Origin of the sequence: Cobetia sp. ICG0124 (genome assembly GCF_004006355.1) — a bacterium.
Lineage (GTDB): Bacteria > Pseudomonadota > Gammaproteobacteria > Pseudomonadales > Halomonadaceae > Cobetia > Cobetia marina.
Window position 1 is genome coordinate 2,135,775 of sequence record NZ_CP024893.1, and the last position, 22,645, is coordinate 2,158,419.

The 22,645-nt window shown below is 63.7% G+C and carries 21 protein-coding genes, 2 tRNA genes and 4 pseudogenes; 8 read left to right on the plus strand and 19 right to left on the minus strand.

All coding sequences use genetic code 11. The features are described from left to right. Nucleotides 1–15: 15 nt before the first annotated feature. The 4 genes from CU110_RS09865 to CU110_RS09880 form a co-directional block, all read right to left on the minus strand. A complete protein-coding gene (locus CU110_RS09865) occupies nt 16–1,338 on the minus strand; it encodes a dicarboxylate/amino acid:cation symporter (RefSeq protein ID WP_084208976.1) in 1,323 nt (440 codons plus the stop codon). Nucleotides 1,339–1,389: 51 nt separating this feature from the next. Beyond that, nucleotides 1,390–2,379: an ABC transporter substrate-binding protein gene (locus CU110_RS09870; RefSeq protein ID WP_240499552.1), complete on the minus strand. Its 990-nt coding sequence runs from the start codon at nt 2,377–2,379 to the stop codon at nt 1,390–1,392. Between the two features lie 224 nt (nt 2,380–2,603). Continuing rightward, complete coding sequence (locus CU110_RS09875; RefSeq protein WP_077372850.1) at nt 2,604–3,305, minus strand: pseudouridine synthase; 702 nt, start codon at nt 3,303–3,305, stop codon at nt 2,604–2,606. Next, the gene (locus tag CU110_RS09880; protein WP_240665348.1) at nt 3,305–4,153 is read right to left on the minus strand and encodes a nitrilase family protein; all 849 of its coding nucleotides are present in this window, start codon (nt 4,151–4,153) and stop codon (nt 3,305–3,307) included. Before CU110_RS09880 ends, CU110_RS09875 begins: the two co-directional genes overlap by 1 nt. Nucleotides 4,154–4,252: 99 nt before the next feature. Here CU110_RS09880 and CU110_RS09885 point away from each other — a divergent pair, with 99 nt between their 5' ends. Beyond that, entirely contained in the window at nt 4,253–4,606 is a 354-nt protein-coding gene (locus CU110_RS09885) for a DUF1904 family protein (RefSeq protein WP_164850345.1), read from the plus strand. Between the two features lie 95 nt (nt 4,607–4,701). After that, nucleotides 4,702–6,414: pseudogene (rarD, locus tag CU110_RS17985) on the plus strand (EamA family transporter RarD); the annotation flags it as partial. Nucleotides 6,415–6,540: 126 nt separating this feature from the next. Here rarD and CU110_RS09900 read toward each other — a convergent pair. Beyond that, entirely contained in the window at nt 6,541–6,972 is a 432-nt protein-coding gene (locus CU110_RS09900) for an OsmC family protein (RefSeq protein WP_077372838.1), read from the minus strand. Between the two features lie 44 nt (nt 6,973–7,016). Here CU110_RS09900 and CU110_RS09905 point away from each other — a divergent pair, with 44 nt between their 5' ends. Beyond that, nucleotides 7,017–7,403, plus strand: coding sequence for a hypothetical protein (locus CU110_RS09905; RefSeq protein ID WP_127735751.1), 387 nt, complete (start codon nt 7,017–7,019; stop codon nt 7,401–7,403). Next, nucleotides 7,354–8,517 (plus strand): NADH:flavin oxidoreductase, encoded by a 1,164-nt coding sequence (locus CU110_RS09910; RefSeq protein ID WP_084208979.1) that lies wholly within the window; start codon nt 7,354–7,356, stop codon nt 8,515–8,517. Before CU110_RS09905 ends, CU110_RS09910 begins: the two co-directional genes overlap by 50 nt. An 88-nt stretch (nt 8,518–8,605) precedes the next feature. On the opposite strand, the pseudogene CU110_RS09915 reads toward CU110_RS09910, so the two are convergent. The 7 genes and pseudogenes from CU110_RS09915 to CU110_RS09940 form a co-directional block, all read right to left on the minus strand. After that, nucleotides 8,606–9,574: pseudogene (locus CU110_RS09915) on the minus strand (NAD-dependent epimerase/dehydratase family protein); the annotation flags it as partial. Beyond that, nucleotides 9,571–9,792: a hypothetical protein gene (locus CU110_RS15810; protein ID WP_164850346.1), complete on the minus strand. Its 222-nt coding sequence runs from the start codon at nt 9,790–9,792 to the stop codon at nt 9,571–9,573. The gene CU110_RS15810 and the pseudogene CU110_RS09915, both read right to left, overlap by 4 nt. 34 nt (nt 9,793–9,826) lie before the next feature. Next, nucleotides 9,827–11,392 carry a hypothetical protein gene (locus CU110_RS09920; RefSeq protein WP_127735754.1) on the minus strand — a complete coding sequence of 522 codons (1,566 nt, stop codon included), beginning with the start codon at nt 11,390–11,392 and terminating at the stop codon, nt 9,827–9,829. Nucleotides 11,393–11,420: 28 nt separating this feature from the next. After that, complete coding sequence (locus CU110_RS09925) at nt 11,421–13,475, minus strand: lipid-A-disaccharide synthase N-terminal domain-containing protein (RefSeq protein WP_164850347.1); 2,055 nt, start codon at nt 13,473–13,475, stop codon at nt 11,421–11,423. 283 nt (nt 13,476–13,758) lie between these two features. Continuing rightward, nucleotides 13,759–14,535: pseudogene (locus CU110_RS09930) on the minus strand (RlmF-related methyltransferase); the annotation flags it as partial. Beyond that, nucleotides 14,532–15,404: a siderophore-iron reductase FhuF gene (gene fhuF / locus CU110_RS09935; protein ID WP_164850348.1), complete on the minus strand. Its 873-nt coding sequence runs from the start codon at nt 15,402–15,404 to the stop codon at nt 14,532–14,534. The pseudogene CU110_RS09930 and the gene fhuF, both read right to left, overlap by 4 nt. Before the next feature lie 91 nt (nt 15,405–15,495). Beyond that, complete coding sequence (locus CU110_RS09940; RefSeq protein ID WP_127735763.1) at nt 15,496–16,065, minus strand: RimK/LysX family protein; 570 nt, start codon at nt 16,063–16,065, stop codon at nt 15,496–15,498. Between CU110_RS09940 and CU110_RS09945 the strand changes: the two genes are divergently transcribed. Then, nucleotides 16,060–16,746, plus strand: a complete 687-nt coding sequence (locus CU110_RS09945; RefSeq protein WP_084208988.1) for a DUF4396 domain-containing protein — start codon at nt 16,060–16,062, stop codon at nt 16,744–16,746. The genes CU110_RS09940 and CU110_RS09945 overlap by 6 nt on opposite strands. A gap of 22 nt (nt 16,747–16,768) precedes the next feature. Here the strand turns inward: CU110_RS09945 and CU110_RS09950 are convergent, their stop codons facing one another. The 6 genes and pseudogenes from CU110_RS09950 to CU110_RS09975 form a co-directional block, all read right to left on the minus strand. Continuing rightward, a complete protein-coding gene (locus tag CU110_RS09950) occupies nt 16,769–17,497 on the minus strand; it encodes a YebC/PmpR family DNA-binding transcriptional regulator (RefSeq protein WP_077372806.1) in 729 nt (242 codons plus the stop codon). Nucleotides 17,498–17,569: 72 nt separating this feature from the next. Continuing rightward, nucleotides 17,570–17,923: a TusE/DsrC/DsvC family sulfur relay protein gene (locus CU110_RS09955; protein ID WP_077372803.1), complete on the minus strand. Its 354-nt coding sequence runs from the start codon at nt 17,921–17,923 to the stop codon at nt 17,570–17,572. Between the two features lie 12 nt (nt 17,924–17,935). After that, nucleotides 17,936–18,226 (minus strand): sulfurtransferase complex subunit TusB, encoded by a 291-nt coding sequence (tusB, locus tag CU110_RS09960; protein ID WP_084208989.1) that lies wholly within the window; start codon nt 18,224–18,226, stop codon nt 17,936–17,938. A 63-nt stretch (nt 18,227–18,289) separates the two neighbouring features. Further along, complete coding sequence (gene tusC, locus CU110_RS09965) at nt 18,290–18,637, minus strand: sulfurtransferase complex subunit TusC (RefSeq protein ID WP_346427122.1); 348 nt, start codon at nt 18,635–18,637, stop codon at nt 18,290–18,292. A gap of 28 nt (nt 18,638–18,665) precedes the next feature. After that, nucleotides 18,666–19,037: pseudogene (tusD, locus tag CU110_RS09970) on the minus strand (sulfurtransferase complex subunit TusD); the annotation flags it as partial. A 23-nt stretch (nt 19,038–19,060) separates the two neighbouring features. Next, complete coding sequence (locus tag CU110_RS09975) at nt 19,061–19,729, minus strand: Bax inhibitor-1/YccA family protein (protein WP_065392578.1); 669 nt, start codon at nt 19,727–19,729, stop codon at nt 19,061–19,063. 254 nt (nt 19,730–19,983) lie between these two features. Here CU110_RS09975 and CU110_RS09980 point away from each other — a divergent pair. From CU110_RS09980 to CU110_RS09990, 3 genes are all read left to right on the plus strand, one after another. Then, nucleotides 19,984–20,074 (plus strand) — tRNA-Ser (locus tag CU110_RS09980). 147 nt (nt 20,075–20,221) lie between these two features. Then, nucleotides 20,222–20,312 (plus strand) — tRNA-Ser (locus tag CU110_RS09985). Between the two features lie 81 nt (nt 20,313–20,393). Next, nucleotides 20,394–21,569, plus strand: a complete 1,176-nt coding sequence (locus CU110_RS09990; RefSeq protein ID WP_127735769.1) for a DEAD/DEAH box helicase — start codon at nt 20,394–20,396, stop codon at nt 21,567–21,569. Here CU110_RS09990 and CU110_RS09995 read toward each other — a convergent pair. Beyond that, on the minus strand, nt 21,487–22,638 hold the full coding sequence (locus CU110_RS09995; protein WP_127735772.1) for a GGDEF domain-containing protein: 1,152 nt from the start codon (nt 22,636–22,638) through the stop codon (nt 21,487–21,489). The genes CU110_RS09990 and CU110_RS09995 overlap by 83 nt on opposite strands. Nucleotides 22,639–22,645: the final 7 nt, after the last annotated feature.

Sequence of the window (22,645 nt, forward strand, 5' to 3'; positions counted from 1 at the left end):
GCGGGTGACGGACGCTCAGCTCAAGGTCGAACGCATCACGTGCGGGGTGTTGAACACCTCTTCATCGAGTGCCTTCTCGCTCTTGGCGACCAGACAGCTGACCGCGCAGTCACCGGCCACGTTCAGCCCGGTGCGCGCCATGTCGAGTACGCGGTCGATCCCGGCGATGATGGCGACCCCTTCCAGCGGCAGACCGACGGAGGTCAGCACCAGCGACAGCATGATCAGCCCCGCCCCCGGCACGCCCGCCGTGCCGATGGAGCCCAGAGTGGCGGTCATGATGATGGTGACGTACTCGGTCATGCCCAGATCGACACCGTAGGCCTGGGCGATGAACAGCGCGCAGACACCCTGATACAGCGCGGTGCCATCCATGTTGATGGTCGCGCCCAGCGGCAGCACGAAGCTCGAGACGCTGCGCTTGACGCCCAGATTCTGCTCGGCGGCCATCATGGTCACCGGCAGGGTGCCGGAGCTTGAGGTGCTGGTGAAGGCGAGCATGATCGGCTCGACACTGCCCTGGAAATACCGCACGGGATTGAGGCGCGCGACGAAGCGCAGCAGGCCGCCATACACCACCACGGCGTGCACGATGCAGCCCAGATAGACGATGGCGATCACCTTGGCCAGCGGCGCGAGCATCGCCAGCCCGTAGGTTCCGGCGACCCAGGCCATCAGCGCGAAGACACCGTAGGGCGTGAAGGCGATGACGATGCTGGTCATGCGGTAGATGATTTCCGCCGCGGATTCGAAGAATACCCGTACCGGACGCGCCTTCTCCCCGACCAGCGTGATGGAGAGGCCGAACAGGATCGCGAAGACGATGATCTGCAGCACATTGCCCTCGGCGAAGGCCTCGACGGCATTGGTCGGCACTAGGCCAAGCAATGTCTCGACGGCGGTCGGCGCTTCCCGCACCTCGACACCGGCGGCGCTGCCCAGGTCGATGCCCACGCCCGGCTGGAAGAGAGCCGCCAGCCCCAGGCCGATGGTGATCGCCACCGCCGTCATGCCCAGATACAGCCCCAGTGTCTTGAGACTCAGTCGCCCCAGGCGGGCAAGGTTGTCGAGCGATGCCACGCCGGTGACCAGCGAGACGAAGACCAGCGGCACGATCAGCATCTTGATCGCGCGGATGAACAGATCCCCCAGCGGCTTGATGTCGGCGGCGATATCGGCGCGGCCGGTCTGGTTGAGCAGGATGCCCAACCCAAGGCCCAGCACCAGTGCAATGAAGATCTGTTTCCAGAGCGGCAAGCCTGTCCACGGGGACAGCAAGCGCGCGACGGGACCGGGGGTGCGCGAATCGCGCTCGGCGAACGAATCAGTATCAGCCATGAGCGACCAATTCTTTATTTTGATTTTCCATGCAAGATTTGCATGACGATGTCAGGCGTCCGGCAGGCCAAGCGCCTTCTGCACGGCAGGCCAGGCGGGCTCGCCATCTCGAGTGGTCACCCCTTCCAGCCAGCCCTTTACCTTGGCAGGATTGGCCTTCATCCAGGTGCCAGCCACCTCTTCCTGCGGGCGCTCTTCCTTGCCAAAGCCATAGATCAGCTCGCTCTGCTCCTCGGAGGTGAAGGCGATCTGGTCCAGGAAGACGGTGGCGTTGGGATGCGCTTGCGACCATGCCTTGTTGGCCAGGGTCTTCACGTCACTGGCGCCGCCACCCGGGCCCCACAGGTCCTTGGGGTCCTCCAGGAAGACCATGTCGTATTCGACCCCCATCCAGTGCGGGGTCCAGCCGACGAACATGACCCACTCATCGCGCTTGATGGCATTGGCCACCGTCCCCAGCATGCCGGCGGTGGAGGATTCCTTGAGGTCCCAGTCACCCAGCCCGTAGATGTCTTCGTCGACGGCACGGTTGGCGATCTCGCTGGAGCCCGAGCCGATCTCGATGGAGTAGATGGTCTTGTCGAACTTGTCGGCGAATTCCGGCTTGTCGACATCGTTCAGTGAGGTGACGCCGGCTTCGGCCACATAACGCGGTACGGCGAAATTGGCTCGCGCGCCGTTCACGTTGTTGCCCAGATCGACCATGGCGCCTTTTTCCATCGCCGCGTTGTACATGGTGCTCTGCCCCGGCAGCCAGGCGGCCAGATAGACATCCACTTCCCCGAGCGAGATGCCTTCATAGGTGATCTGCGCGCCCAGCTGACGCGTGGTGGGGGAATAACCCAGCGCCTCGAAGATCTCGGAGGCGATTTCGGTCTTCATGGTCACGCCAGGCCACGGCGGCGCCGCGAATACCACACTGGCATCTTCCGCGGCGCTTGCCGGTGCCGAGAGGGTCGCCAGCAGCAGGCCACTGCCCGCCAGCGCCATGCGCAGCGGAAGGGGTTTCATCAGGTGGGACTTGGTGAAGGGGGACGACATAGTGGATTTTCCTCGTTGTTGTTATGGAGACGCCATTGTCATGAAAATACTGGAAACAAGCGTTTACCTTAAGCGCGATCGTTGGATCGATACAAGGCTCGGCGGCCAACGACGCGCATGAAAAAGCCCCCGCCACTGAAGAAAAATGACGGGGGCTTTTCATGACGATATGGCGCTGATGGTCAGAAGCTAACAATCAGACGCTGACAATCAGACGCTGACAATCAGAAGCTGGCGATCTCTTCCGGACGCAGGAAGCGACATTCGCCGGGTTCCAGCTCCGGGTCCAGCTCCACGTCGCCGATGGCTTCGCGGTGCAGGGCTTCGACATGATTGCCGATGGCCGCGAACATGCGCTTGACCTGATGATAGCGGCCTTCGGTGATCCACAGCAGACCCACGGTGGCCGTTTCCATCTCCAGGCGTGCCGGACGCGTCGGCTTCTCTTCGCCGTCCAGCATCAGGCCGTGTTCGAAATCTTCCACGGCACGCGCCAGCTCATCCCCTTCCAGCGGGCGCGCCAGGGTCACGCGATAACGCTTGGCACAGGCTTTCTTGGGTGAGGTGACGCGGTGGTTCCACTGGCCGTCATCCGTCATCAACACCAGACCGGTGGTGTCGACATCGAGACGCCCGACGATGCTCAGGCGCTCGACATTGGGCAGCTCGATCAGGTCGTGCGCGCGCTCATACAGGCCCGGCTTGGTGGTGCATTCGACATTGGCCGGCTTGTGGAGCATCAGATAGCGCAGGCCCATCAGTTCCAGGTGCTCGCCGTTCCATTCGACGCGCATGCCATCCTTGACGGCACGCGCGGTGTTCTTGACTACCTCACCATCCACGGTGACATCGCCGCGATGCACGACCTTCTTGGCATCGCTGCGGCTGAGATCCGTGGTTTCGGTAAGGAATTTGTCCAGGCGCATCAGGCCTCCAGAGTGAAATGATCGGCGTCCATCCACGCCGGAAACTTGGTTCGAAACTCGTCGAGGGCGCCGCGTTCAAGCGTCACCGTCTCGATGAAGGGTTGGTCTGGCGAGGGGTCGAGGATGGGCTCGCCCTTGTAATCGCAGACCATGGAATCGCCGGTATAGTGCAGCCCGTTGGCATCGTCACCCACTCGGTTGACGCCCACCACATAGGCCAGATTCTCAATGGCGCGCGCCTGAAGCAGGGTGCGCCACGGATGCCGCCGTACGCCCGGCCAATTGGCCACGCACAGCAGCAGGTCATATTCGAAGGCGCTGCCGGTGGCACACTCCGCCGCGCTCATGCCGCCAATCACGGGGCGTTGACGCAGCCAGGTCGGGAAGCGCAGGTCATAGCAGACGGACAGCTGGATCCGGAAGCCGTTGAGCTCGACGATCACCCGCTCATTGCCCATGCCATAACGCTCATGCTCGCCTGCCATGCGAAACAGATGGCGCTTGTCGTAATGCCTCAGCTCACCACTCGGCGTGGCCCACAGCATGCGGTTGTAGCACTCGTCTCCCTCGAGTACCGCAATGCTGCCCGTCATCACGCAACCGCGCGCGACCGCCTGCGCCTTGAGCCAGGCGACACTCTCGCTGGTCTCCATCGGCTCGGCCATCTCACGGGAATTCATGGTGAAGCCGGTGGCGAACATCTCGGGCAGCACGATGAGGTCGGTCAGGGCATTGTGGCCGTCAGGGTCGGCCGTCAGGCCAGCGGCGTCCAGCTGCTCGCCCAGCAGGCGACAGTTCTCTGCCGGGTCTTCCCAGCGCAGATCGGCCTGCACCAGGCTGACGCGCATGAATGCGCCCATTCTACCGTCTGTGGCGCTCAGATGTGAGAGGCAATGCGGGAACTGGCGCGCTGTCACCCCCACTCATTCGTGCTCCAGGAGCCCTGCATGCCTCAGCTTCGCTTCCATGGCGTTACCCCCGCCCGTCTCGCCCCCGTCTCGCGCACGCTTGTCGACCAGCTCAGTGAGGCCACGGCGACGCCGCGCGATGAGTTCACGCTGGAGTGCATCAGCACGCAATATGTCTTCGACGGCCAGACGGTGGATGCCTTTCCCTTCGTCGAGGTGCTGTGGTTCGAACGCGGCCAGCAGGTCCGTGACGTCTGTGGCGAGGCCATCCACCAGGCAATGCGCGAAGCCGGCTACCCCGAGGCCGAGACCTTCTTCCTCGCGCTGAGCCCCTCGGGCTACTACATCGCGGGCAAGCCACTGGCTCAGGATGGCGAGAGTGGCTCGCGATGAGCCAGGCGCAGAGCTCGCCCGAGAGCGATGAAGCGGCAGCCCTGGCCCGTCGCGAAGGCCTCAAGGGGGTCGGCTACGGCCTGACGGCCTATGCCATGTGGGGCTGCTTTCCGCTGTACTTCGCGCTGTTTTCCGGCATCCCCGCCTGGGAGGTGTTGCTGCACCGCATCCTGTGGAGCTGCGTGTTTCTCATCCTCCTGATCAGCCTGCTGAAGCGCTGGTCACCGATTCGCAGCGCATTGTCCAGGCCACGGCAACTATGGCCGGGGCTGGCGTGCGCCTTGTTGATCGCGGCCAACTGGGGGATCTACATCTTCGCGGTGGAGCAGCATGAAGTGCTGCAGGCAAGCCTCGGCTACTTTCTGACGCCATTGGTCAACGTGGCACTGGGCATGCTGGTACTCAAGGAACGCCTGACTCGCCTGCAGGGCGTGGCGCTGGGGCTGGCGGCGCTGGGCCTGAGTCTGCAGTTTCTCAATCTCTCCGAGCTGCCCTGGATCACCCTCTCGCTGGCGCTGTCCTTCGGCACCTACGGGCTGCTGCGCAAGCGTGTCGCGCTGGATGGCCTATCGGGGCTGTTCGTCGAGACGCTGATGCTGGCGCCCCTCGCCCTGCTGTTGATCGCGGGTCTGTGGCAAGCAGGCGAGTCACGCTTTCTGGCCACGGGCATCGGCCCGCTGGAGCTGCCCGCCAGCGTGCTGCTGATGTCCAGCGGTATCCTGACGGCGCTCCCGCTGCTGGCCTTTGCCGGCGCGGCACGCCGCCTGCGCCTCGCCACCGTCGGCTTTCTGATGTACATCAACCCGAGCATGCAGTTCGCCATCGCGTTGCTGGTATTCCACGAGACCTTGCAGCCCTCGATGCTGCTCACCTTCGTGTTGATATGGTCAGGCCTGGCGCTCTATTCGACCTCGACCCTGCTGGCACATCGCGCCGAAAGCCGCAGCCGACCATTGATGCCGGACACGGCTGACGATACCTGGCGCGCGCGACTACTGCGCTTTCTCCCCCGCCTGATCGCCTTCGCCTGGCGGGTACTGGGCCAGTTCATCGCCAATCGTGGCGTACTGCTGGCGGGGGGAGTGGGCTACAACATCCTGCTCTCCAGCGTGCCGTTGTTCGCCCTGAGCTGCGTATTGCTGACGCATCTGGTCGATGAGTCACGTCTGATGAGCATCATCGCCATCCAGGTCCAGCATCTGGGACCCGGGCAGGAAGACGTGCTGCTGGATGCCGTGCGCAAGCTGCTGGACAACCGTGACGTGATCAGCTGGATCGGGATGGGGGGCTTGCTGTTCTTCGCCGGGCTGGCCTTTCGCATGCTGGAGGATGCCATCGCGCTGATCTTTCATCAGCACCCGGTGATTCGCAAACGCAGTGCCTGGATCTCGGCCCTGCTGCCCTATGCCTTCGTGATGGTACTGGGGGCTGGCCTGCTGGCACTGACCCTGCTGGTGGCACTGGCCTCGGCGATGAATGATGCCCTGACCCTGCTGACGGGTATCGAGGTCACTCTTGGCGAAGCGGGCAGTGAAGTGATCTACCTGATCAGCATCGTCGGCATGTTCGGGCTGTTCAGCGCCATCTACAAGATCCTGCCCCAGACACGCGTCTCCACTCGCCGTGCACTGGTCGGCGGGCTGGTCGCGGCGACCCTGTGGGAGCTGACACGTCTGGCGCTGAGCTGGTACTTCACTCACCTGTCCTTCGTGGGCGCCATCTATGGCTCGCTGGCCACCTTGATCGTGTTGCTGCTGGGCCTGGAGGTTGGCGCCATCATCCTGCTGCTTGGCGCTCAGGTGATCGCGGAACTCGAGCAATGCTCACGCGAGAACATCCGCTGGTACCGCACGCCCAGCCGTACCCCTCTGACGCGTCTGCAATCCCGCCGCAACGCCATGCAACATGCCGGGGCGATCAGCGAAGAGGACGTCTCAGCTGTCGAGAGACGCCTCAAGGGTGATCTCGGCAGTGAACAGCTTGGAGATCGGGCAGCCGGCCTTGGCCTTCTCGGCGGTCGCCTGGAAGTCCGCGTCACTGATGCCCGGCACCTTGGCCTTGGTCACCAGCGCGATCCTGGTGACGCTGAAACCGCTGTCATCCTTGTCCAGATGCACGGTCGCGCGGGTATCGATGGCGCTCGGCTCATGGCCTGCCTCTCCCAGCATCATCGACAGCGCCATGGAGAAGCAGCTGGCATGCGCTGCGCCGATCAGCTCTTCAGGATTGGTACCCGCGCCGTCTTCGAAACGCGTATTGAAACCATAGGGCTGATCCTTGAGGGCACCGCTTTCACTGCTGACGGTACCTTTACCCTGCTTGACGCTACCTTCCCAATGCGCGGAACCGGTTTTCTTGATCGTCATGCGTGTCTCCTTGACTGGGGCGCTACGGTGTCGGCATCGCCGCCGTGATGCTGGGCTGCCTGAGCCTGTCACCGGCCTATGCCTTCGACGAAATGAATACCGAGACGGGAGTCAGTGGTGCCGCTGCCTCCCAGCACTCCTCGAACGGCGAGCCGACCACCAGCCACTCCACGCGTACCGCTGAGGATTCCCGCGACAATGGGGCGAACTACCAGCAGCACCAGCAGCCCGAGGCCAGCCAGCAATCCAAGGATGAGGCCAAGCGTCAGGTACAGAAAAGCCTCGATGGTGGGGATATCGGAAGCCAGGGGGGACGACATGCCAATACTGGCCAGGCCAAGCCGACCGAGAACTGGTTCGGCTGCCCACCTTCCGGCGGCAATGACAGACACCAAGACACTGTTCACCGCTCACACGCTTGGCGAGCTTGAGCTTCGCAATCGCCTGGTGCTCGCGCCGATGACCCGTACCAGCGCCCAGGAGGATGGCCTGGTCCACTTCGACATGGTCGATTACTACCGCGATTTCGCGCGCGGCGATTTCTCGTTGTTGGTCACCGAGGGCCTGTACACCGATGAGGCCTTCAGCCAGGGCTACGCCAATCAGCCGGGACTGGCCACTCAGGCCCAGCAGGACAGCTGGCGCCCGGTGGTCGAGGCCGTGCATCAACAAGGCGGCCGACTCATCGCCCAGTTGATGCATGCCGGCGCCCAGACTCAGCACAACCGCTTCAAGGATGAGGTGGTCGCGCCCTCAGAGAGCCGGGCCAGTGGCGAGATGCTCAGCTTCTACGGCGGCTCCGGCCCCTTCCCGCTGGCTCGCGAGATCAGCGAATCGGAGATTCACGAGGCCATCACCGGCTTTGCCACCAGCGCTCGCCTGGCCAAGGAAGCTGGCTTTGACGGGGTCGAGCTGCACGGTGCCAACGGCTACCTGATCCACCAGTTCATCAGTGAGCGCTTCAACCAGCGCGACGATGCCTGGGGCGGCGATGCCACTGCCCGGCTGGCCTTCCCGCTCGCGGTGATCCGCAGTGTGCGTGAGGCCGTCGGCGACGACTTCCCACTCGGCATGCGGCTGTCACAGGGCACCGTGACCGAGCCGGATCTCCGCTGGGCCGGTGGACCTGACGCGGCTCGTGCGCGCTTCTCGCACCTGATCGAGGCTGGCCTGGACTTCCTGCACCTGACGGGTGGCGATGTCGCCGCGCCCGCCTTCCCCGAGGCAGCGAATGCTGACGAGCGCTCGCTGAGCCTGACGGCGCTTGCCGACCAATCGCGCAAGGCACTGGAGTCAGACATCACGCTGATCACCAATGGCGGCGTGGACAGCCCCGAGAAGGCAGTGGCAGCGCTTGAGCACGCCGACCTGGTCGCGATCGGGCGTTCGGCACTGGCCAATCACGACTGGCCCAAGCGCGTGAAACGCGACACCTGCCTGACGCCCTTCGACTTCGCGATGCTGTCTCCATTGGCCACCCTGGCCAACGAGGAAGACTGGCGCATCGCCAACGACAAGCCGGCCAACTGCGAAGGTCGCTGCTGATGTCGGCCGCCTCGTGCTCTCGCTCATCCTGCGTCTCGCTCAGCAGCGACGGATAGTGCCGCGCCCACTCGGCCAGCTCCTCAAGCCCCGTGGCAAGACTGACCGTGGGCCGAAAGCCGGTCAGCGCCTGGAGTGCCGAGGTGTCAGCCCAGGTGCGCTCGACATCGCCCGGCTGCATCGGCAGCAGACGTCTGCGGGCCGTGATGCACAGCGCCGCTTCCAGTCCGTTGATGAAATCTCCCAGCGCGATGGGCTCGCCACGGCCGAGATTGAGCACCCGTGACGGTGCCGCGCTGGACACCTGAGCGGGTGGCAGCGGCATGAGACGGAAGATGCCCTCCACGATGTCACTGACATGAGTGAAGTCACGTGCCATCTGCCCCCGGTTGTAGACATCGATCACCTCACCGGCCAGCAGCTTGCGCGCGAATCGCAGCGGCGCCATGTCCGGTCGGCCACGCGCGCCATAGACGGTGAAGAAACGCAGCCCCGTCACCGGCATGCCATAGAGGTGCGAGTAACTGTAGGCCATCAGCTCATTGGCTCGCTTGGTGGCGGCATACAGCGACAGCGGCCGCTCCCCCACCTGGGCTTCCTGCAGAGGCTGAGCGGCGTCATCCCCGTAGACGGAGCTGCTGGAGGCGTAGAGCAGATGACTCGGACGCGCGGCACGGCACGCCTCGAGAAGATTGACGAAGCCGACCAGATTGCTGTCGACGTAATCGAAGGGCTGGCTGATGGAATGCCGCACCCCGGCCTGGGCGGCCAGGTTGACGACCACCTCGAAGCCCTCGTCCTTGATCAAGGCGAGCAACGCCTCGCGCTCGACCAGATCCAGCGGCACGAAGCGGAAACTGCCCGGCCGGCGGCCATCGCCGCACTCTCCCGCACACTGGCTGGCCAGCGTCTCGAGGCGCGCCAGACGATGCCTCTTCAGCGCCAGCGGATAATAGGGATTGAGGTTGTCGAGTCCGACGACCTGCATGCCTTCCTGCAAAAGGCGCTCGCACAGCGCGGCGCCGATGAAGCCTGCGGCTCCCGTGACCAGAATCTTCATGCTCGTTGTCTCTCCTGCGCGGACATGTCCCGCTTTGATGACGCGGACGGCAAGCCGCCCAACGCCGCTGCGGGAATCGTCATCACTCGATGGCGTCCCTGATGGAAGATCCGTGAGGTATCCGCCTTGCCATCCGCTGCCGCCTGACACCAGTCGCGCATGCCGGCCAGCGGGCCTTGCGTGCCTGGCAGACGCAGACACTTCTCCGCCTCGATCACCAGCCAGCCATCCGGATGCGCCGCCTGCCAGGCGCTAAGCGACCCCGCATCCCGCGTGAGCGTCTCCAGTGGCCGGGTCAGACGGCCGGTGAATTGCCAGGTCGCTTGATAGTCCCAGCCGACGACAGCCACCTGCTGGCCAGCCTGCTGTCGGCCATTGATCCATTGCGCGATGGCGGTCTGATCCAGATGCGGCCACAGCGGGCGCAATGTCAGGCTCAACAGACAGGTCACCAGCAACACGCTGCCCAGCACCAGACGGCGCTGCGCATTCAGGACGCCGTCGGGACGGCCACAGGCCTGACATCAATGCCAGCAAGCCTGCGCCAGCCAGGAAACTCGACAGGCTGGCACTGCTTGAGGCCACCAGTGCAGAGTCCGCCGACCATCGTGCAAGGCCTGTCGGCGCCAGTGACGGCATCACGATGACCGCCAGTGCCAGACTGGCAACGCCCAGTCCACCGCTTGTCATCGCCAGCAGCCGCAGCGCCCCATGAGCCGGTGGCTGACGAAGCGCCGCCCAGGCCAGCAACAGGCTCAGCGGCACCAGCAGCGGCATCAGGTAATGCACCTGCTTGCCGGAGATGAGCGAGAAGATCAGCAGGCCACTCAGCGCCCAGACGCGTCCCAGCCTCAGCAATGGCTGCTCGGCCGTCGGCCGCTGGGCAATCGAGGCCAGAAACCCTTCCAGCAGCAGACGCGGACGCAGGCTGAACGGGAAGATCAACACCACAAGCCATGGCAGATACCACCACAGCGGCCGCGCATGATCCTGCGCGGCGACGACCCGATGCGCCGTCTGCCCCCACAGCAGGTCCTCCACGTAGCTGGCCGGCCCGGTGATGACGGCGGGCAGCAACCACACGCACAGCACCACGAGCCCCAGCAGCAGACTCATTCCCCAGCCGCGCCACTCGCCGGCCCAGACCTGGCGGGCCTTCGCCTGAGTCCACCAGGGGCGCGAGCCGACCACCACAGCAAACCACAACAGCGCCACCGGCCCCTTGGCCAGCAGGGCAAGTCCCAGCCACAGCCCACTCTCCGCCACCGCCTTCCAAGGCAAGGGCTGAGCCCCCAGCGGCGAACACCAGGGCCGCAGCGCCCCCAGCAGACAGGTGGTCAGCAGTACATCGAACATCAAGGCCTGGCTGTAGAGCATCCACATCAGGCAACCGGCGAGCGTCCAGCGGGTCAGAGAGACCCACTGCTCACGCACCTGCCATTCATCGCCCTCCCCCGCGGCCACCGGCCACAGGGTGCGAGCGACACGTCCCAGCTGCCAGATCCCCAGCAGACTGACCAGCGGCATCAGCACTTTCGGCCAGACTTCATTGACCCCTAAGACCGCCCAGCCAGCGTGGATCAACCAGAACAACAGCACCGGCTTGTCCGCGTAGGGAGCGCCATTCATGCTCGAGACGAACCAGTGACCGGAATGCCACATCTCCCACGCCACCGAGACATAGCGGGTTTCATCGATGGGCAGATAGGGTCGCGCCAGCGCTCCTGCCATCAGCAAAGTCAGCCACAGTGCCCAGCACAGCCGCTCGCTGGCACACAGGTTGGCCCCTGAGCTGACGGCGCTTCCGGCCAGCGCCATATCACACGTGAGCGGGGTGTCTGACGTTTCATGGGCGGGCCTCCGTCATCACGTCATGGCGCCCGGGGAGACCGATCAACCGCGCCGCCTCCTCGGAGACCGAGGTCGGCGCCAGATACATCGGCGCGGCATCGGCATCGCCACGACACGCCAGCGCCGCTCCTCCGGGCAGCAGGGCCCAATGTTCATCCGGTTCACTCAGCGTGATGGCCTGCGTCGCCTCCAGGCAGGCATGCCGCTTGAGCATCCCGGGAGTCATCAGGGCCCAGCGATGCTGCGGCGCCGCTTGCAGCCAGGCATACAGCCGCGAGAACTGGTCCGCCTCCGACGTCTTGTAGCCGAAGTGCCATAGCGGCTGGCGCGCCTGCAGGAGGTACTGCTCCCGGAAGTCAGGGATCGCCAGCGCCTGGTGATCACTTTGCTCGGCGACCTGAGCCATCAGTGCCGCCGGATTGCGCACCGGGTCCATCAGTCGCGCACCCCAGGTCCCCCACAGGACCCAGAAGACCACCAGCCAGCTGCCCAGCGCGAGCAGGCCACCGCGCGGTTTCCACCATGCGCACAGCGCCACGCCAGCCCCTCCCAGAAGCCCCCACCATCCCCAGGGCACCAGGCCTTCCTGCTCGGCAAGCCTCGTCAATGCCGGAAGTCCAGCGGCCCCCAGCAGTGCCGCGCCCAGAAAGATGCCGGCAAGTCCCGCGCACAGCACGAAGGCCAGCCAGGCGACATGCCGCTTTCTGGACAGGCCGGGCAACAAGGGCGCCAGACCGACCACCAGCAGCGGCAGCGCCGGCAGGAGGTAGACGCCCCGCTTGCCGGGAGACAGCGAGAAGAACACCACGATCAAGACCGCACCGCTCAACGGCAGCCAGACGCGCAGATCACGACGCCACAAGCGGGTGGCGAGTGCCTTCGGCCACCAGGGCAGCGTCAACAGCAGCGGCATCCACGCCCAGGGAATCACCTGGGTCAGGAAGTAGTGCCAGGGCTTGAGGTGGTGCCAGCTGTCGGCGTAGCGCTCGGCGGTCTGCTTGAGCAGGATATTGTCGCGATAGGCTGCCAGCTCCGGGTCGGCAGAGAGCAGCGACATCACCAGCATCGGCCCGACCCAGGCCAGTGGTGCTGCCAGCAACCAGCAGAGCCCGATCAACAGCTCACGCCAGGACAGCTGACCGGCACGCTGGCCACCACTGCGCCAGCGCGACGCTCGGCGCATGGCCAGCAGCCAGAACGGCAACATCAGGAGCGGCAGGAAGCCGACTCCCTTGGTGATGATGCCCAGCCCCATCGCGAAACAGCCAAGATGGAAGTAGCGCACACCATCATCGAGCAGTGCATGGCGCAGCATCCCCCAGCAGCCAAGCATGATGAAGGCGGTGACCAGCATGTCGATCTGCGCGGTACGTGCCTGCAGCACGAACTGCAGCGTGGCGATCAGCCACAGGCCGGCGATGAAGGCGACGCGCTTCCCGTGCAGGCGACGGATCAGGTCCACGCTCAGCGCCAGCGTCACCACCCCGGCGCCCAGCGACGGCAAGGCGAAGCCGATGCGAATGTCGCCACTCACGCCGGTGGCCAGGCCACTGAGCCACATGAAGATCGGCGGCTTGTCGGGATAAAGCTCTCCCCCGCGATGCGGCAGCCACCAGTGGCCGGTGACCCACATCTCGAGACCGTTGAGCGCGAAGCGTGGCTCATCCGCCGGCCAGGGCATGCGCATGCCGAGCCCGATGGCCGACACCAGCAGATACAGCAGCGCAAGGCTCCACCAGGGGTGACGGGCGAGGCGTTGATAGAGACCACTGGCCGCCTGCTGGCGTGAGGCGCGGTCCCGCTTGATCAGGCTCAGGTTGCGCAGATAGATGAGGAGTCCGGCCCCCTGGCCGGCGATGAACACCGGGTCCTGGCGGTGGATGGCATACGCCAGCAAGGTCATGCCACCTGCCAGCGAGAACCACCAGAAGGCGCGCGGCACGATGGAACGACGCGCCTTCTCGCTGGCCAGCCACTGGATGATGAAGCGCGCCGAGAACAGCGCCTGACCACCGAAGCCGAGGGCCACCCACCACGGATTGACATCCATCAGTGTGCTCCCCGCGCCACGCCGGCGTGGTCTCACTGACGGCATTGCCGGAGAGATTCTGCAGCGGCGAGGGCAGGCGCGAGCGACGCACCAGCCACATCACGCCGATGATGTCGCTGATGCCGACCCACAATCGATCGAAGAAGCCGTACTTGGAAACCCCGGCGACACGCTCACGATGGCGTACCGGCAAGGACTGCACCTTGCCGCCCTGGGCCCGCACCAGCGCAGGCAGGAAACGGTGCATGTGATCGAAATACGGCAGACGCAGGAAGACGTCACGACGTGTGACCTTGATGCCGCAGCCGGTATCCGGCGTATCGTCATGCAGCAGCGCCTGGCGGATGGCATTGGCCAGTCGGGAGGACACGCGCTTGACGGCGTCATCGCGGCGTTCGGTGCGATGCCCCGCCACCATGTCCAGTCCCTCGAGACTGGCCAGTGACAGCATGTCCGGCAGGTCTGCCGGGTCGTTCTGGCCATCACCATCCAGGGTCGCCAGCCATTCGCCACGCGCCAGACGTGCGGCCTGCCACAAAGAGGTGCTCTGCCCGAAACTGGTGTCATGGTGATAGGGACGCAGCCGCGAATCTTCCAGGGCTGCCTGCGTGAGCCAGCGCCAGCTGTCATCGCTGGAGCCATCATCGACCACGATGATCTCGTAACGCCGACCGGCGAGTGCCGCATGCACCTCGGCGATCAGCTTCGGCAGGTTGTCTCGCTCATCACGCCCGGGTATCAGCACCGAAATCCCCTCGCTCGAGGAATCCTCCTGCCAGTGGTCCCGCCCCCACTGCCGGCGCTCGGCCGGCGTCAAGAATGACCAGACCACACAGCGACTGATCTTCTGTCCCTGGGACATCTCGATCACCCGCACCTCGCTGGCACCGCTTGCCGCCAGTGCCTGCTTGATCCCCGGCAGACTGCTGGCATGCGCCACCAGCGAGCTGAACCACAGACAGCGCGACGCCACGTCACGACTCTCGCTGACCATGCGCGTCACGAAGGCTTCCTCTCCTCCCGGACACCAGAGTTCGGCCGCCTGACCTGCGAAATTCAGCGCGGGTGCAGGTCACTGCCGGTCAGTGCCCCACGCGCGTTGGCACGCTGGTCGACTCGGCGCGCCTGGGCACGGCGTGCCGTGGGACGCTCGATGGCCAGCGGGCAATTGCTGCAATAGCCAAGGCATTCGATACGGTAACGCACGCAGCATACCTTGCGGGGCACATGCCGTTCGCCATGGCGGTCCATCACCTCGCTGACCGGCTGATACAGCGGATTGCGCCGCCCGTCCGCCAGCACCCTGGTCGCCATCAGCTGGCGTGCCGGCGCGGCCTGCGCGACCCACCCCTGCTCCTCCAGCATGCCGACGATGTACACGAAGTAATGTGCCGCGTTGCTCCAGAAGACCTTGGGACCCAGCGGGGTATGCGGCACGAGGCGCTCAATGACGGCCTCGAGATGTGCCAGATAGCCCTGGAAGCGCACCTGCAGCCGCGCCTCCTCCTCTGCCGCCGCGATATCCGCCGTGAGGCTGACGCCCTGACCTGCCGCGTCATCGAGTATCAGCTGGGTGACCACACCATGCTCGCCAAGGCGCAGCGAGAGATGGCGCAGCTCCAGCGGCAGTTGATGATCGAGCAGCAGATTGGCCGCCAGCGGCAGCGATACCATCGAGGACAACAGGTACTTGGACCACTGGGAAAGCAGTGCCCGCTCATCCGGTGCCTCCGCGCCCGACTGCCCCTCGTACTGCATGCCATGTGCGGCGATGCAGGCCGAAAGCCAGCCGGGGCTGAGCACATCACGTGCCGGCACGACACGGTCCAGCGATGACTCGCCACCTGCCTGCGCCTGAGCGCTGGTAGTGATCAGGTCCCGATAAGCAACCATCGGACCGGCAAAGAGCGGGGAAAGCGCGTCGATCATCGGTAGGCTCGCAGACATGAGGAGACGGACGGTGCCTCACATACTAACGAAAACTATTAGCATTTGCATATCAAAAAAGCGTGATGGACCATCAGGAAGCCGCGCCGATCCGCTCGGAATACTGCTTGTCTTCATAGCGATGCAGCGGCGCATCCTCGCCACAGTCCGGCGTGGTCTGGAAGGTCTTGCGCACGTCGAGCACGCCCAGGCTCTGGATGGTGCGACGCCCCAGCAGTACCGGGTAATTCATGCCATCACGATCCCGCAGACTGAACTGCTCCTCGTAACGTTCGCCCCCCATGCACAGGGTCATCAGGACCACCGGGCGCGTATCACGTCCGCCGGCACCGGAGACGGTCAGGTCACGATAGAGCGGGCGCTCGAAGGAATTCTCGACCATGTCGCCGCTGGCCTCATCCTCGACCTCCACGTCAAAGCGCACCCATTCCTCGTCGTCACGCGTGAACGTCTCGATGTTCTCGGCGTGCATCGAGGATGTCAGCGCGCCGCTGTCCAGCTTGGCCTTGACCAGCACGCCCCAGGGCTCGATGGTCGCCTTCTCCACCCAGCCGAAGACCTTGTCCTCCTCGGCCTGAGCCGCCGTTGGCAATGCCAGCGAGGCGATCAGCCCGAGCCCGGCACGACAGGAGGTCCCATGCAATCCGCGCTACGTGATCTACTTTCCGACTGGAGCCTGTTTCTCGGCTGGTTACTGCTCATGCTGCCGTCACTGGTCTGGGTCCTGCGTGACCTGACGACCAGCAATGCCCATCTGGCGCCGATGATGAAGTGGGTCTGGGGGCTGACCACGCTGTACTCCGGAATAGTGGGCCTTCTCGTCTATCGCTTTGCCGGGCGCCGCCAGATCGCGGACAACCGTGATGCACGCAAGGGACTGAGAAGCGTCGCGCACTGCTATTCGGGCTGTGGACTCGGGGAGTTCGTGGGGGTTGTGCTGGCGGTGGGTCTGCTGGCACTGGGCAACTTCGCGACGGCGATCATCACCTTCCTCTTCGCCTACCTGTTCGGCTTCCTGCTGACCGTCGGCCCGATGCTTCAGGCCGGCAGCGATGACAAGCGCAAGGTCATCCAGGATGCGTTCAGAAGCGAGACCGCCTCGATCTTTGTCATGGAGCTGGTGGCCATCTCGGTCGACCTGTGGCTGGGAGGCAGATCAGGCATGCATGACGCCCTGTTCTGGAATTCGATGGTCATCTCGCTGAGCCTTGGCCTGCTCGCCGCCTGGCCCGTCAATGTCTGGCTGGTGAAGCGTGGCATCAAGGGAGGCATGGCCGACCCACGCGAGACGGACCCGCATGCCCAGCATCACGCTCACTGCTGAGCCAGTCGCCGTGATGGCTCGGTCAGACGAACTCGCCATTGTGATGGACCTGCTGCACGTCTTCGCAGTCATCGAGCATCTCGAGCATCTTGTTGAGCAGCTCGGCGTCGTCACCGCTGACCTCGGTGTGGATCTGCGGGATGAAGCTGATCTCGTCGACTTCGAAATCAAGGTCTTCCCCGAAGAGGTCGGTCAGTGCGCCCTTGGCCTTGAAGTGCTCGGTGGTCGGCGTCAACACGGTGATGATGCCGTCATCCAGCTCGATGTCGCTGACATCGACGTCAGCTTCCATCAGTGCCTCGAGCACCTTCTCCTCGTCGTCTTCTGCCCCCTTGAAGGACAGGATGGCGCGGTGATCGAACATGTGCGAGACCGAACCCTGGGCGCCCAGCTTGCCCTTGCCCTTGTTGAAGCAGGTACGCACTTCACCGAAGGTACGGTTGTTGTTGTCGGTCAGGCAATCGACGATGACCATGACATTGCCCGGACCGAAACCTTCATAGCGGGCCAGCGCGAAATCTTCACCGCCGGCGCCCTTGGCCTTGTCGATGGCCTTGTCGATGACGTGAGTCGGCACCTGATCCTTCTTGGCCTTCTCGATCAGACGACGCAGGCTCAGGTTACCGTTGGGGTCGACACCACCGCTCTTGGCCGAGACGTAGATCTCGCGTCCGTAGCGTGAATATACGCGCGCCTTGTTGAGTGAAGTACGCGCCATTGACTCTTTACGGTTCTGGAATGCTCTTCCCATGCAAGTCGACTCTTGTCCGCCTGAATTCAAATGCCCTTGCGATCGTGTCGCGGGACCTGATGCACCGCCGCCTCACAGGCAGTTGGTCGGCTTGGGCAGTCCTGCCAGGCGCGCGCCCACCTTGGGGGGACTGTCAGGAAACAGGCGCATCAGATGCAGCGAGCGCCCCTTTTCCGGCCCGAAGCGCTGGGTCATCGCCTTGGTCAGCGGCCGCATGGCCGGGGAAAGCGAGAAACGCTGATAGAAATCCCGCAATACCTCGATGACCTCCCAGTGTTCAGGGGTCAACTCACGGCCTTCTTCCGCCGCCAGCCGCTCGGCCAGCGCAGGGCTCCAGTCCTCGAGATCCACCAGATACCCCTCGGCATCCAGACCGATCTCACGTCCGTCGAGAGAAAGCGTACGTACCGTTTCACTGCTGGCCATGCGCCGCGCCGCTCAGAACCAGGAGATCGTCTTGTCCGCGGCCTCGGTCAGCGCGACGAAGCCATCCACGTCCACCACGATCACGCTCGCGCTACAACGGCCCGACAGGCCACGTGACTCGAGATCCTCACGCAAGGCGAACAGACGCCCCTCCAGGCCGACGAAATAGTGCTCCGCGCCAGCCAATGCGCCGTTGACACCATCCTCGATCAGCAGCAGCTGGTCCTCGGGTCCCATGGCATTGAGCGCATCATCCAGAATGCGACTGGAAAATGGCGAGCGATTGAGAAGATGAAGATTCATGCAATTATCCAGTCAAGGGAGGCAGGGAGCATACCAGCCGCACGCCCGGGCGTCAGGCAGGCCTCAGAAGCTCAAGACCCGCGAGAAGGCGCCGGTCAGCACCACGATATCGTCGTGCTCCATCAGGGTCACCGGCAACAAGGCGATATCCTCGACGCTCAGGCCCCGTGCGCGCAGGGCGGCGGCATCCACATAACAGCGCTGGACATCGTACATGTCCAGCGCTGCCAGGAGATTGTCACTGCCCTTCTGCCCCAGCGCGCCCGGTTGCTGGCCTTCCAGCAGGGCCAATACGCCATCCCCACTGAACAGCAACCCGACCTCGCGCCCGAAGGCCGCCGCGACCATCGCCGCCTCCAGCCCCTCGCGCAGCCAGCTGCTGCCATGCGGCGCGTGACGCAACAGGATCAACAGATCGCCTCAGCGCGAAGGTGATCAGGTGGTCATTCTCGAGCGTGGCTTCCACCAGCTGCCCGAGTCCGGTCAACTCGAAGGGCGCCTCGAGGGTCGCCCCCTGCTTGCCGTGTCGCGCGGCTTCACGCTCATCGAGCATGCCACGCCTGAGCCCGGCTGCCACGCACACCTGCAGACGGGTCTCGCCCTGCTCCGCCAGCGCGATCCAGCGGTCCCGCAGATGTGGCTCATCCTGAGGAGGTGCCATCATCGTCGCCGCGTTGTAGACGCCGTCGTGATAGAAGAACACCGTGCTCAGACGATGCCCGCGGGCCAGCAACGCCTCGGCGAAGCGCAGGGCCGAATGACTGGCCTGCTGACTGTAGGGACCGCCGTAGACGGCCAGAGCGTAACGCATGTGAACCTCGAGTCGTCTGACGATCAATCGTCGGATGCAAAGCCCAGCAGCGCCAGCAGGCTGACGAACATGTTGTAGATGGAGACGTACAGGCTGACCGTCGCCAGCAGATAGTTGGTCTGCCCGCCATGGATGATCTGGCTGGTCTCGAACAGGATCGCCGCGGAGGCGAACAGCACGAAGCCGGCCGATACTGCCAGCGCCAGACCACTGATGTTGAAGATCATCGCCGCCAGCATCGCCAGAATCAGCACGATGGCACCCGCGAACAGGAAGTTGCCAAGGAACGAGAAGTCCTTGCGCGTCACCAGTGCGACCGCGGACAGACCGGCGAAGGTGATGCCTGTCATGCCGAGTGCCGTCATCACCAGCTGAGCGCCGTTGGGCATGCTCAGGTAGGCATTGAGCACCGGGCCGAGCGTGAAGCCCATGAAGCCGGTGAAGGCGAAGGTGGCGAAGATGCCAGCGGTGGAATTCGCGGTCTTGTGGACCAGGAACATCAGACCGTAGGCACCGATCAGCAGCACGAAGATGTTCATGCGGCCCACGCCCATGCTCATCGCCACGCCAGCGGTGAGCGCAGAGAACAGCAGCGTCATCGCCAGCATCATGTAAGTGTTGCGCAGTACCCGGTGGGTACTGAGTGAGCGGCTCGCGGTATCCTGCGAGACCTGCCAGGAGCTGTTAGCCATGGTGTCTATCCTCAGGTTGCTACGATGGATGCATCGAATTGACCCCAGCATGCCCGTCGGGGTTTCCCTAATCAAGAGACAGGACGATGAAAAGCCCGTTTCATGCAACTATCCAGCGCGCAAAAGGCAACCTCATCCCCACTCTCCCCGCACAGTGTAGCACTCGCTACCTTTCAAGCATCTGAACGGAAAGGAAATTTACCCCAAGTCCTTGACGCGGCCAGAGAAATCCGTAGTATTTCATCCCGTGAGTCGGAGGGATGGCAGAGCGGTTGAATGCACCGGTCTTGAAAACCGGCGTAGGTTAATAGCCTACCCAGGGTTCGAATCCCTGTCCCTCCACCACCTTGAATTCCAAAAGCCCCGTCTACTTCAGGTAGACGGGGCTTTTTCGTGCCGCAAGTGATTGTCCGCGATGGCTTTTCCGAAGATTTTTCTTCGCCCACCTCTTGCTATTCTCATCAGTTTCGGTAGTATTTCGCTCCGTGAGTCGGAGGGATGGCAGAGCGGTTGAATGCACCGGTCTTGAAAACCGGCGTAGGTTAATAGCCTACCCAGGGTTCGAATCCCTGTCCCTCCACCACCTTGAATTCCGAAAGCCCCGTCTACTTCAGGTAGACGGGGCTTTTTCATTGCCCTCCTCCCCTTGAAAAATCGAGACACCATGCCATTTTCCGCCCTTGGATTGAGCGACCCCATCGTCAAGGCTGTTACCGAGCAGGGTTATCAGACCCCGACCCCGATTCAGGCGCAGGCGATTCCCGTCGTGCTGGCCGGCGACAACCTGATCGCCGCCGCGCAGACCGGCACCGGCAAGACGGCAAGCTTCGTGCTGCCCCTGCTGCAACAACTGATAGACGCCCCCGAGGTCCGCGCCAAGCGAGTGCATGCCGTCATCCTGACGCCGACGCGTGAGCTGGCCATCCAGGTGGAAGACAACATCCGCCAATATGCCGCACATCTCACGCTCAGCTCCATGGCGATGTATGGCGGCGTGGACATCGCCCCGCAGCAACAGCGCCTGATCGAAGGCGTGGACATTCTGGTCGCGACGCCAGGGCGTCTTCTCGACATGTTGACCCGACGCGCGATCCATCTCGACGAGACACGCACCCTCGTCATCGATGAAGCTGACCGCATGCTCGACATGGGCTTCATCGCCGACATCAACAAGATCGTCGAGAAACTGCCCAGCCAACGTCAGAATCTGCTGTTCTCCGCCACTCTGTCGACCCAGGTACGCATGCTGGCCAGAACGGCGGTGACGGACGCCGTGGAGATTTCCATCGCGCCGGAAAACACCAGCGCTCCCGAGATCACCCAGAGCCTGATCACGGTCGACAAGGAATTCAAATCCGCGTTGCTCAGCCACCTGATCCAGAGTGGCGACTGGCAGCAGGCGCTGATCTTCATCGAGACCAAGCGCGGTGCGGCCAAGCTGGTCAGCCAGCTGGAGAAGCGCGGCATTGGCGCCGAATCCTTCCACAGCGGACGCAGCCAGGCGGTCCGCGAGCAGCTGCTGGCAGACTTCAAGGCAGGCAAGGTGCCATTTCTGGTGGCGACGGGCGTCGCGGCGCGCGGCATCGACATCGATGACCTGCAGCGGGTGGTCAACTATGACCTGCCGGATGAGGCAGAGAACTATGTGCACCGTATCGGACGCACCGGACGCGCCGGAGCAAGCGGTGAAGCCATCTCACTGGTATCGCGTGATGATTTCCGCAACCTGTGCGCCATCGAGCAGCATCTGGGCAACTTCATCGAGCGTGTGGTGATCGAAGGGTTCGAGCCCGGACTCGCCGTGCCCGCCTCGATACCGGCCCCAGCTGGTTGTCGCTGACGAAACGATTGCAGCCTTCGCGCTTGGCGCGGAACAGGTTGACGTCCGCCTTGGCGATCAGGCTTTCCAGATCCTTGTCCCCGGACTGGCGTTGGGCGACGCCGATCGAGAGACTGACATCGAGACTGTTGATGCCGTCATTGATGACGAAGGGCAATGCCGAGGCCCCCTTGCACAGACGCTCCGCCACCTGGTCGGCGCGCTCACCATGCAGCCGCGGACTCAGCAGCACGAACTCCTCCCCGCCATAGCGACCGATCAGATCCTCTCCGCGCAGGATACTGCGCATGCGCTTCACCAGCTCCTTGAGCACCTGGTCGCCCGCCGCGCGTCCCCAGGTCTCGTTGATCAGCCCCAGGTGGTCGACATCCACCATCATCACGCTGATGGGCTGTGTTCCCATCAACATCTCACGCCCCTTGTCGATCAGTTCCGCGCGACTCAGCGCCCCGGTCAACTCATCGAACCGCTCGCGTGACTCGAAACGCTGGCGCAAGCGATCCGCCGACCACCCCATCTGTACCAGCACGAGGGTGAAGAACACGGTCAGAACGCAGAGATTGATCAGTCGGAACGCGAATGCCCACCCGGGCGGTAGCGGATTGGCCACCCCCTGGAACATCAGCACGACATAGGCCAGCAGCGGCATGCTCAGGCAGATGAGACACAGCAGCAGACGTCGCGTGAAGGGCATGCGAATGCAGTAGATGCACAGCAGCGCACCGAAATAGAAATAATCGAAACCGGGGGCTGGACCGAAATAGCCCAGAGACAGACTTATCTGGGCACAGGTACCCAATGCCAGCAGGTTGGCGGCCAGCACCTCTCGGCGCGCGCGATGCAGCTGCAGACAGACAAGGTCCACCACCAGCATGCCCAGATCCAGCGCCAGAATGCCCATCTCTCCCAGCCAGAGCATCAGACCGGCATACAGCAGGTGACTCGCTATCGCGAGCACATACACCACATTGAAGGTGGCGTGGAAGGTCTTCTCGTCCTCGGTGAGGCCTGGTGGGAAATCCTCGAATCGCAACAGCCAGCGCGCAAGGTGTGGATGTGGACTGCCCATGAGACTA

What these genes read in the sequence shown, in the direction of transcription:
- CU110_RS09865 (WP_084208976.1), bottom strand. Translation starts at nt 1,338, where the DNA reads ATGGCTGATACTGATTCGTTCGCCGAGCGCGATTCGCGCACCCCCGGT.
- CU110_RS09870 (WP_240499552.1), bottom strand. Translation starts at nt 2,379, where the DNA reads ATGTCGTCCCCCTTCACCAAGTCCCACCTGATGAAACCCCTTCCGCTG.
- CU110_RS09875 (WP_077372850.1), bottom strand. Translation starts at nt 3,305, where the DNA reads ATGCGCCTGGACAAATTCCTTACCGAAACCACGGATCTCAGCCGCAGC.
- CU110_RS09880 (WP_240665348.1), bottom strand. Translation starts at nt 4,153, where the DNA reads ATGCGCGTCAGCCTGGTGCAGGCCGATCTGCGCTGGGAAGACCCGGCA.
- CU110_RS09885 (WP_164850345.1), top strand. Translation starts at nt 4,253, where the DNA reads ATGCCTCAGCTTCGCTTCCATGGCGTTACCCCCGCCCGTCTCGCCCCC.
- CU110_RS09900 (WP_077372838.1), bottom strand. Translation starts at nt 6,972, where the DNA reads ATGACGATCAAGAAAACCGGTTCCGCGCATTGGGAAGGTAGCGTCAAG.
- CU110_RS09910 (WP_084208979.1), top strand. Translation starts at nt 7,354, where the DNA reads ATGACAGACACCAAGACACTGTTCACCGCTCACACGCTTGGCGAGCTT.
- CU110_RS09920 (WP_127735754.1), bottom strand. Translation starts at nt 11,392, where the DNA reads ATGGCGCTGGCCGGAAGCGCCGTCAGCTCAGGGGCCAACCTGTGTGCC.
- CU110_RS09925 (WP_164850347.1), bottom strand. Translation starts at nt 13,475, where the DNA reads ATGGATGTCAATCCGTGGTGGGTGGCCCTCGGCTTCGGTGGTCAGGCG.
- fhuF (WP_164850348.1), bottom strand. Translation starts at nt 15,404, where the DNA reads ATGATCGACGCGCTTTCCCCGCTCTTTGCCGGTCCGATGGTTGCTTAT.
- CU110_RS09945 (WP_084208988.1), top strand. Translation starts at nt 16,060, where the DNA reads ATGCAATCCGCGCTACGTGATCTACTTTCCGACTGGAGCCTGTTTCTC.
- CU110_RS09950 (WP_077372806.1), bottom strand. Translation starts at nt 17,497, where the DNA reads ATGGGAAGAGCATTCCAGAACCGTAAAGAGTCAATGGCGCGTACTTCA.
- CU110_RS09955 (WP_077372803.1), bottom strand. Translation starts at nt 17,923, where the DNA reads ATGGCCAGCAGTGAAACGGTACGTACGCTTTCTCTCGACGGACGTGAG.
- tusB (WP_084208989.1), bottom strand. Translation starts at nt 18,226, where the DNA reads ATGAATCTTCATCTTCTCAATCGCTCGCCATTTTCCAGTCGCATTCTG.
- CU110_RS09975 (WP_065392578.1), bottom strand. Translation starts at nt 19,729, where the DNA reads ATGGCTAACAGCTCCTGGCAGGTCTCGCAGGATACCGCGAGCCGCTCA.
- CU110_RS09990 (WP_127735769.1), top strand. Translation starts at nt 20,394, where the DNA reads ATGCCATTTTCCGCCCTTGGATTGAGCGACCCCATCGTCAAGGCTGTT.
- CU110_RS09995 (WP_127735772.1), bottom strand. Translation starts at nt 22,638, where the DNA reads ATGGGCAGTCCACATCCACACCTTGCGCGCTGGCTGTTGCGATTCGAG.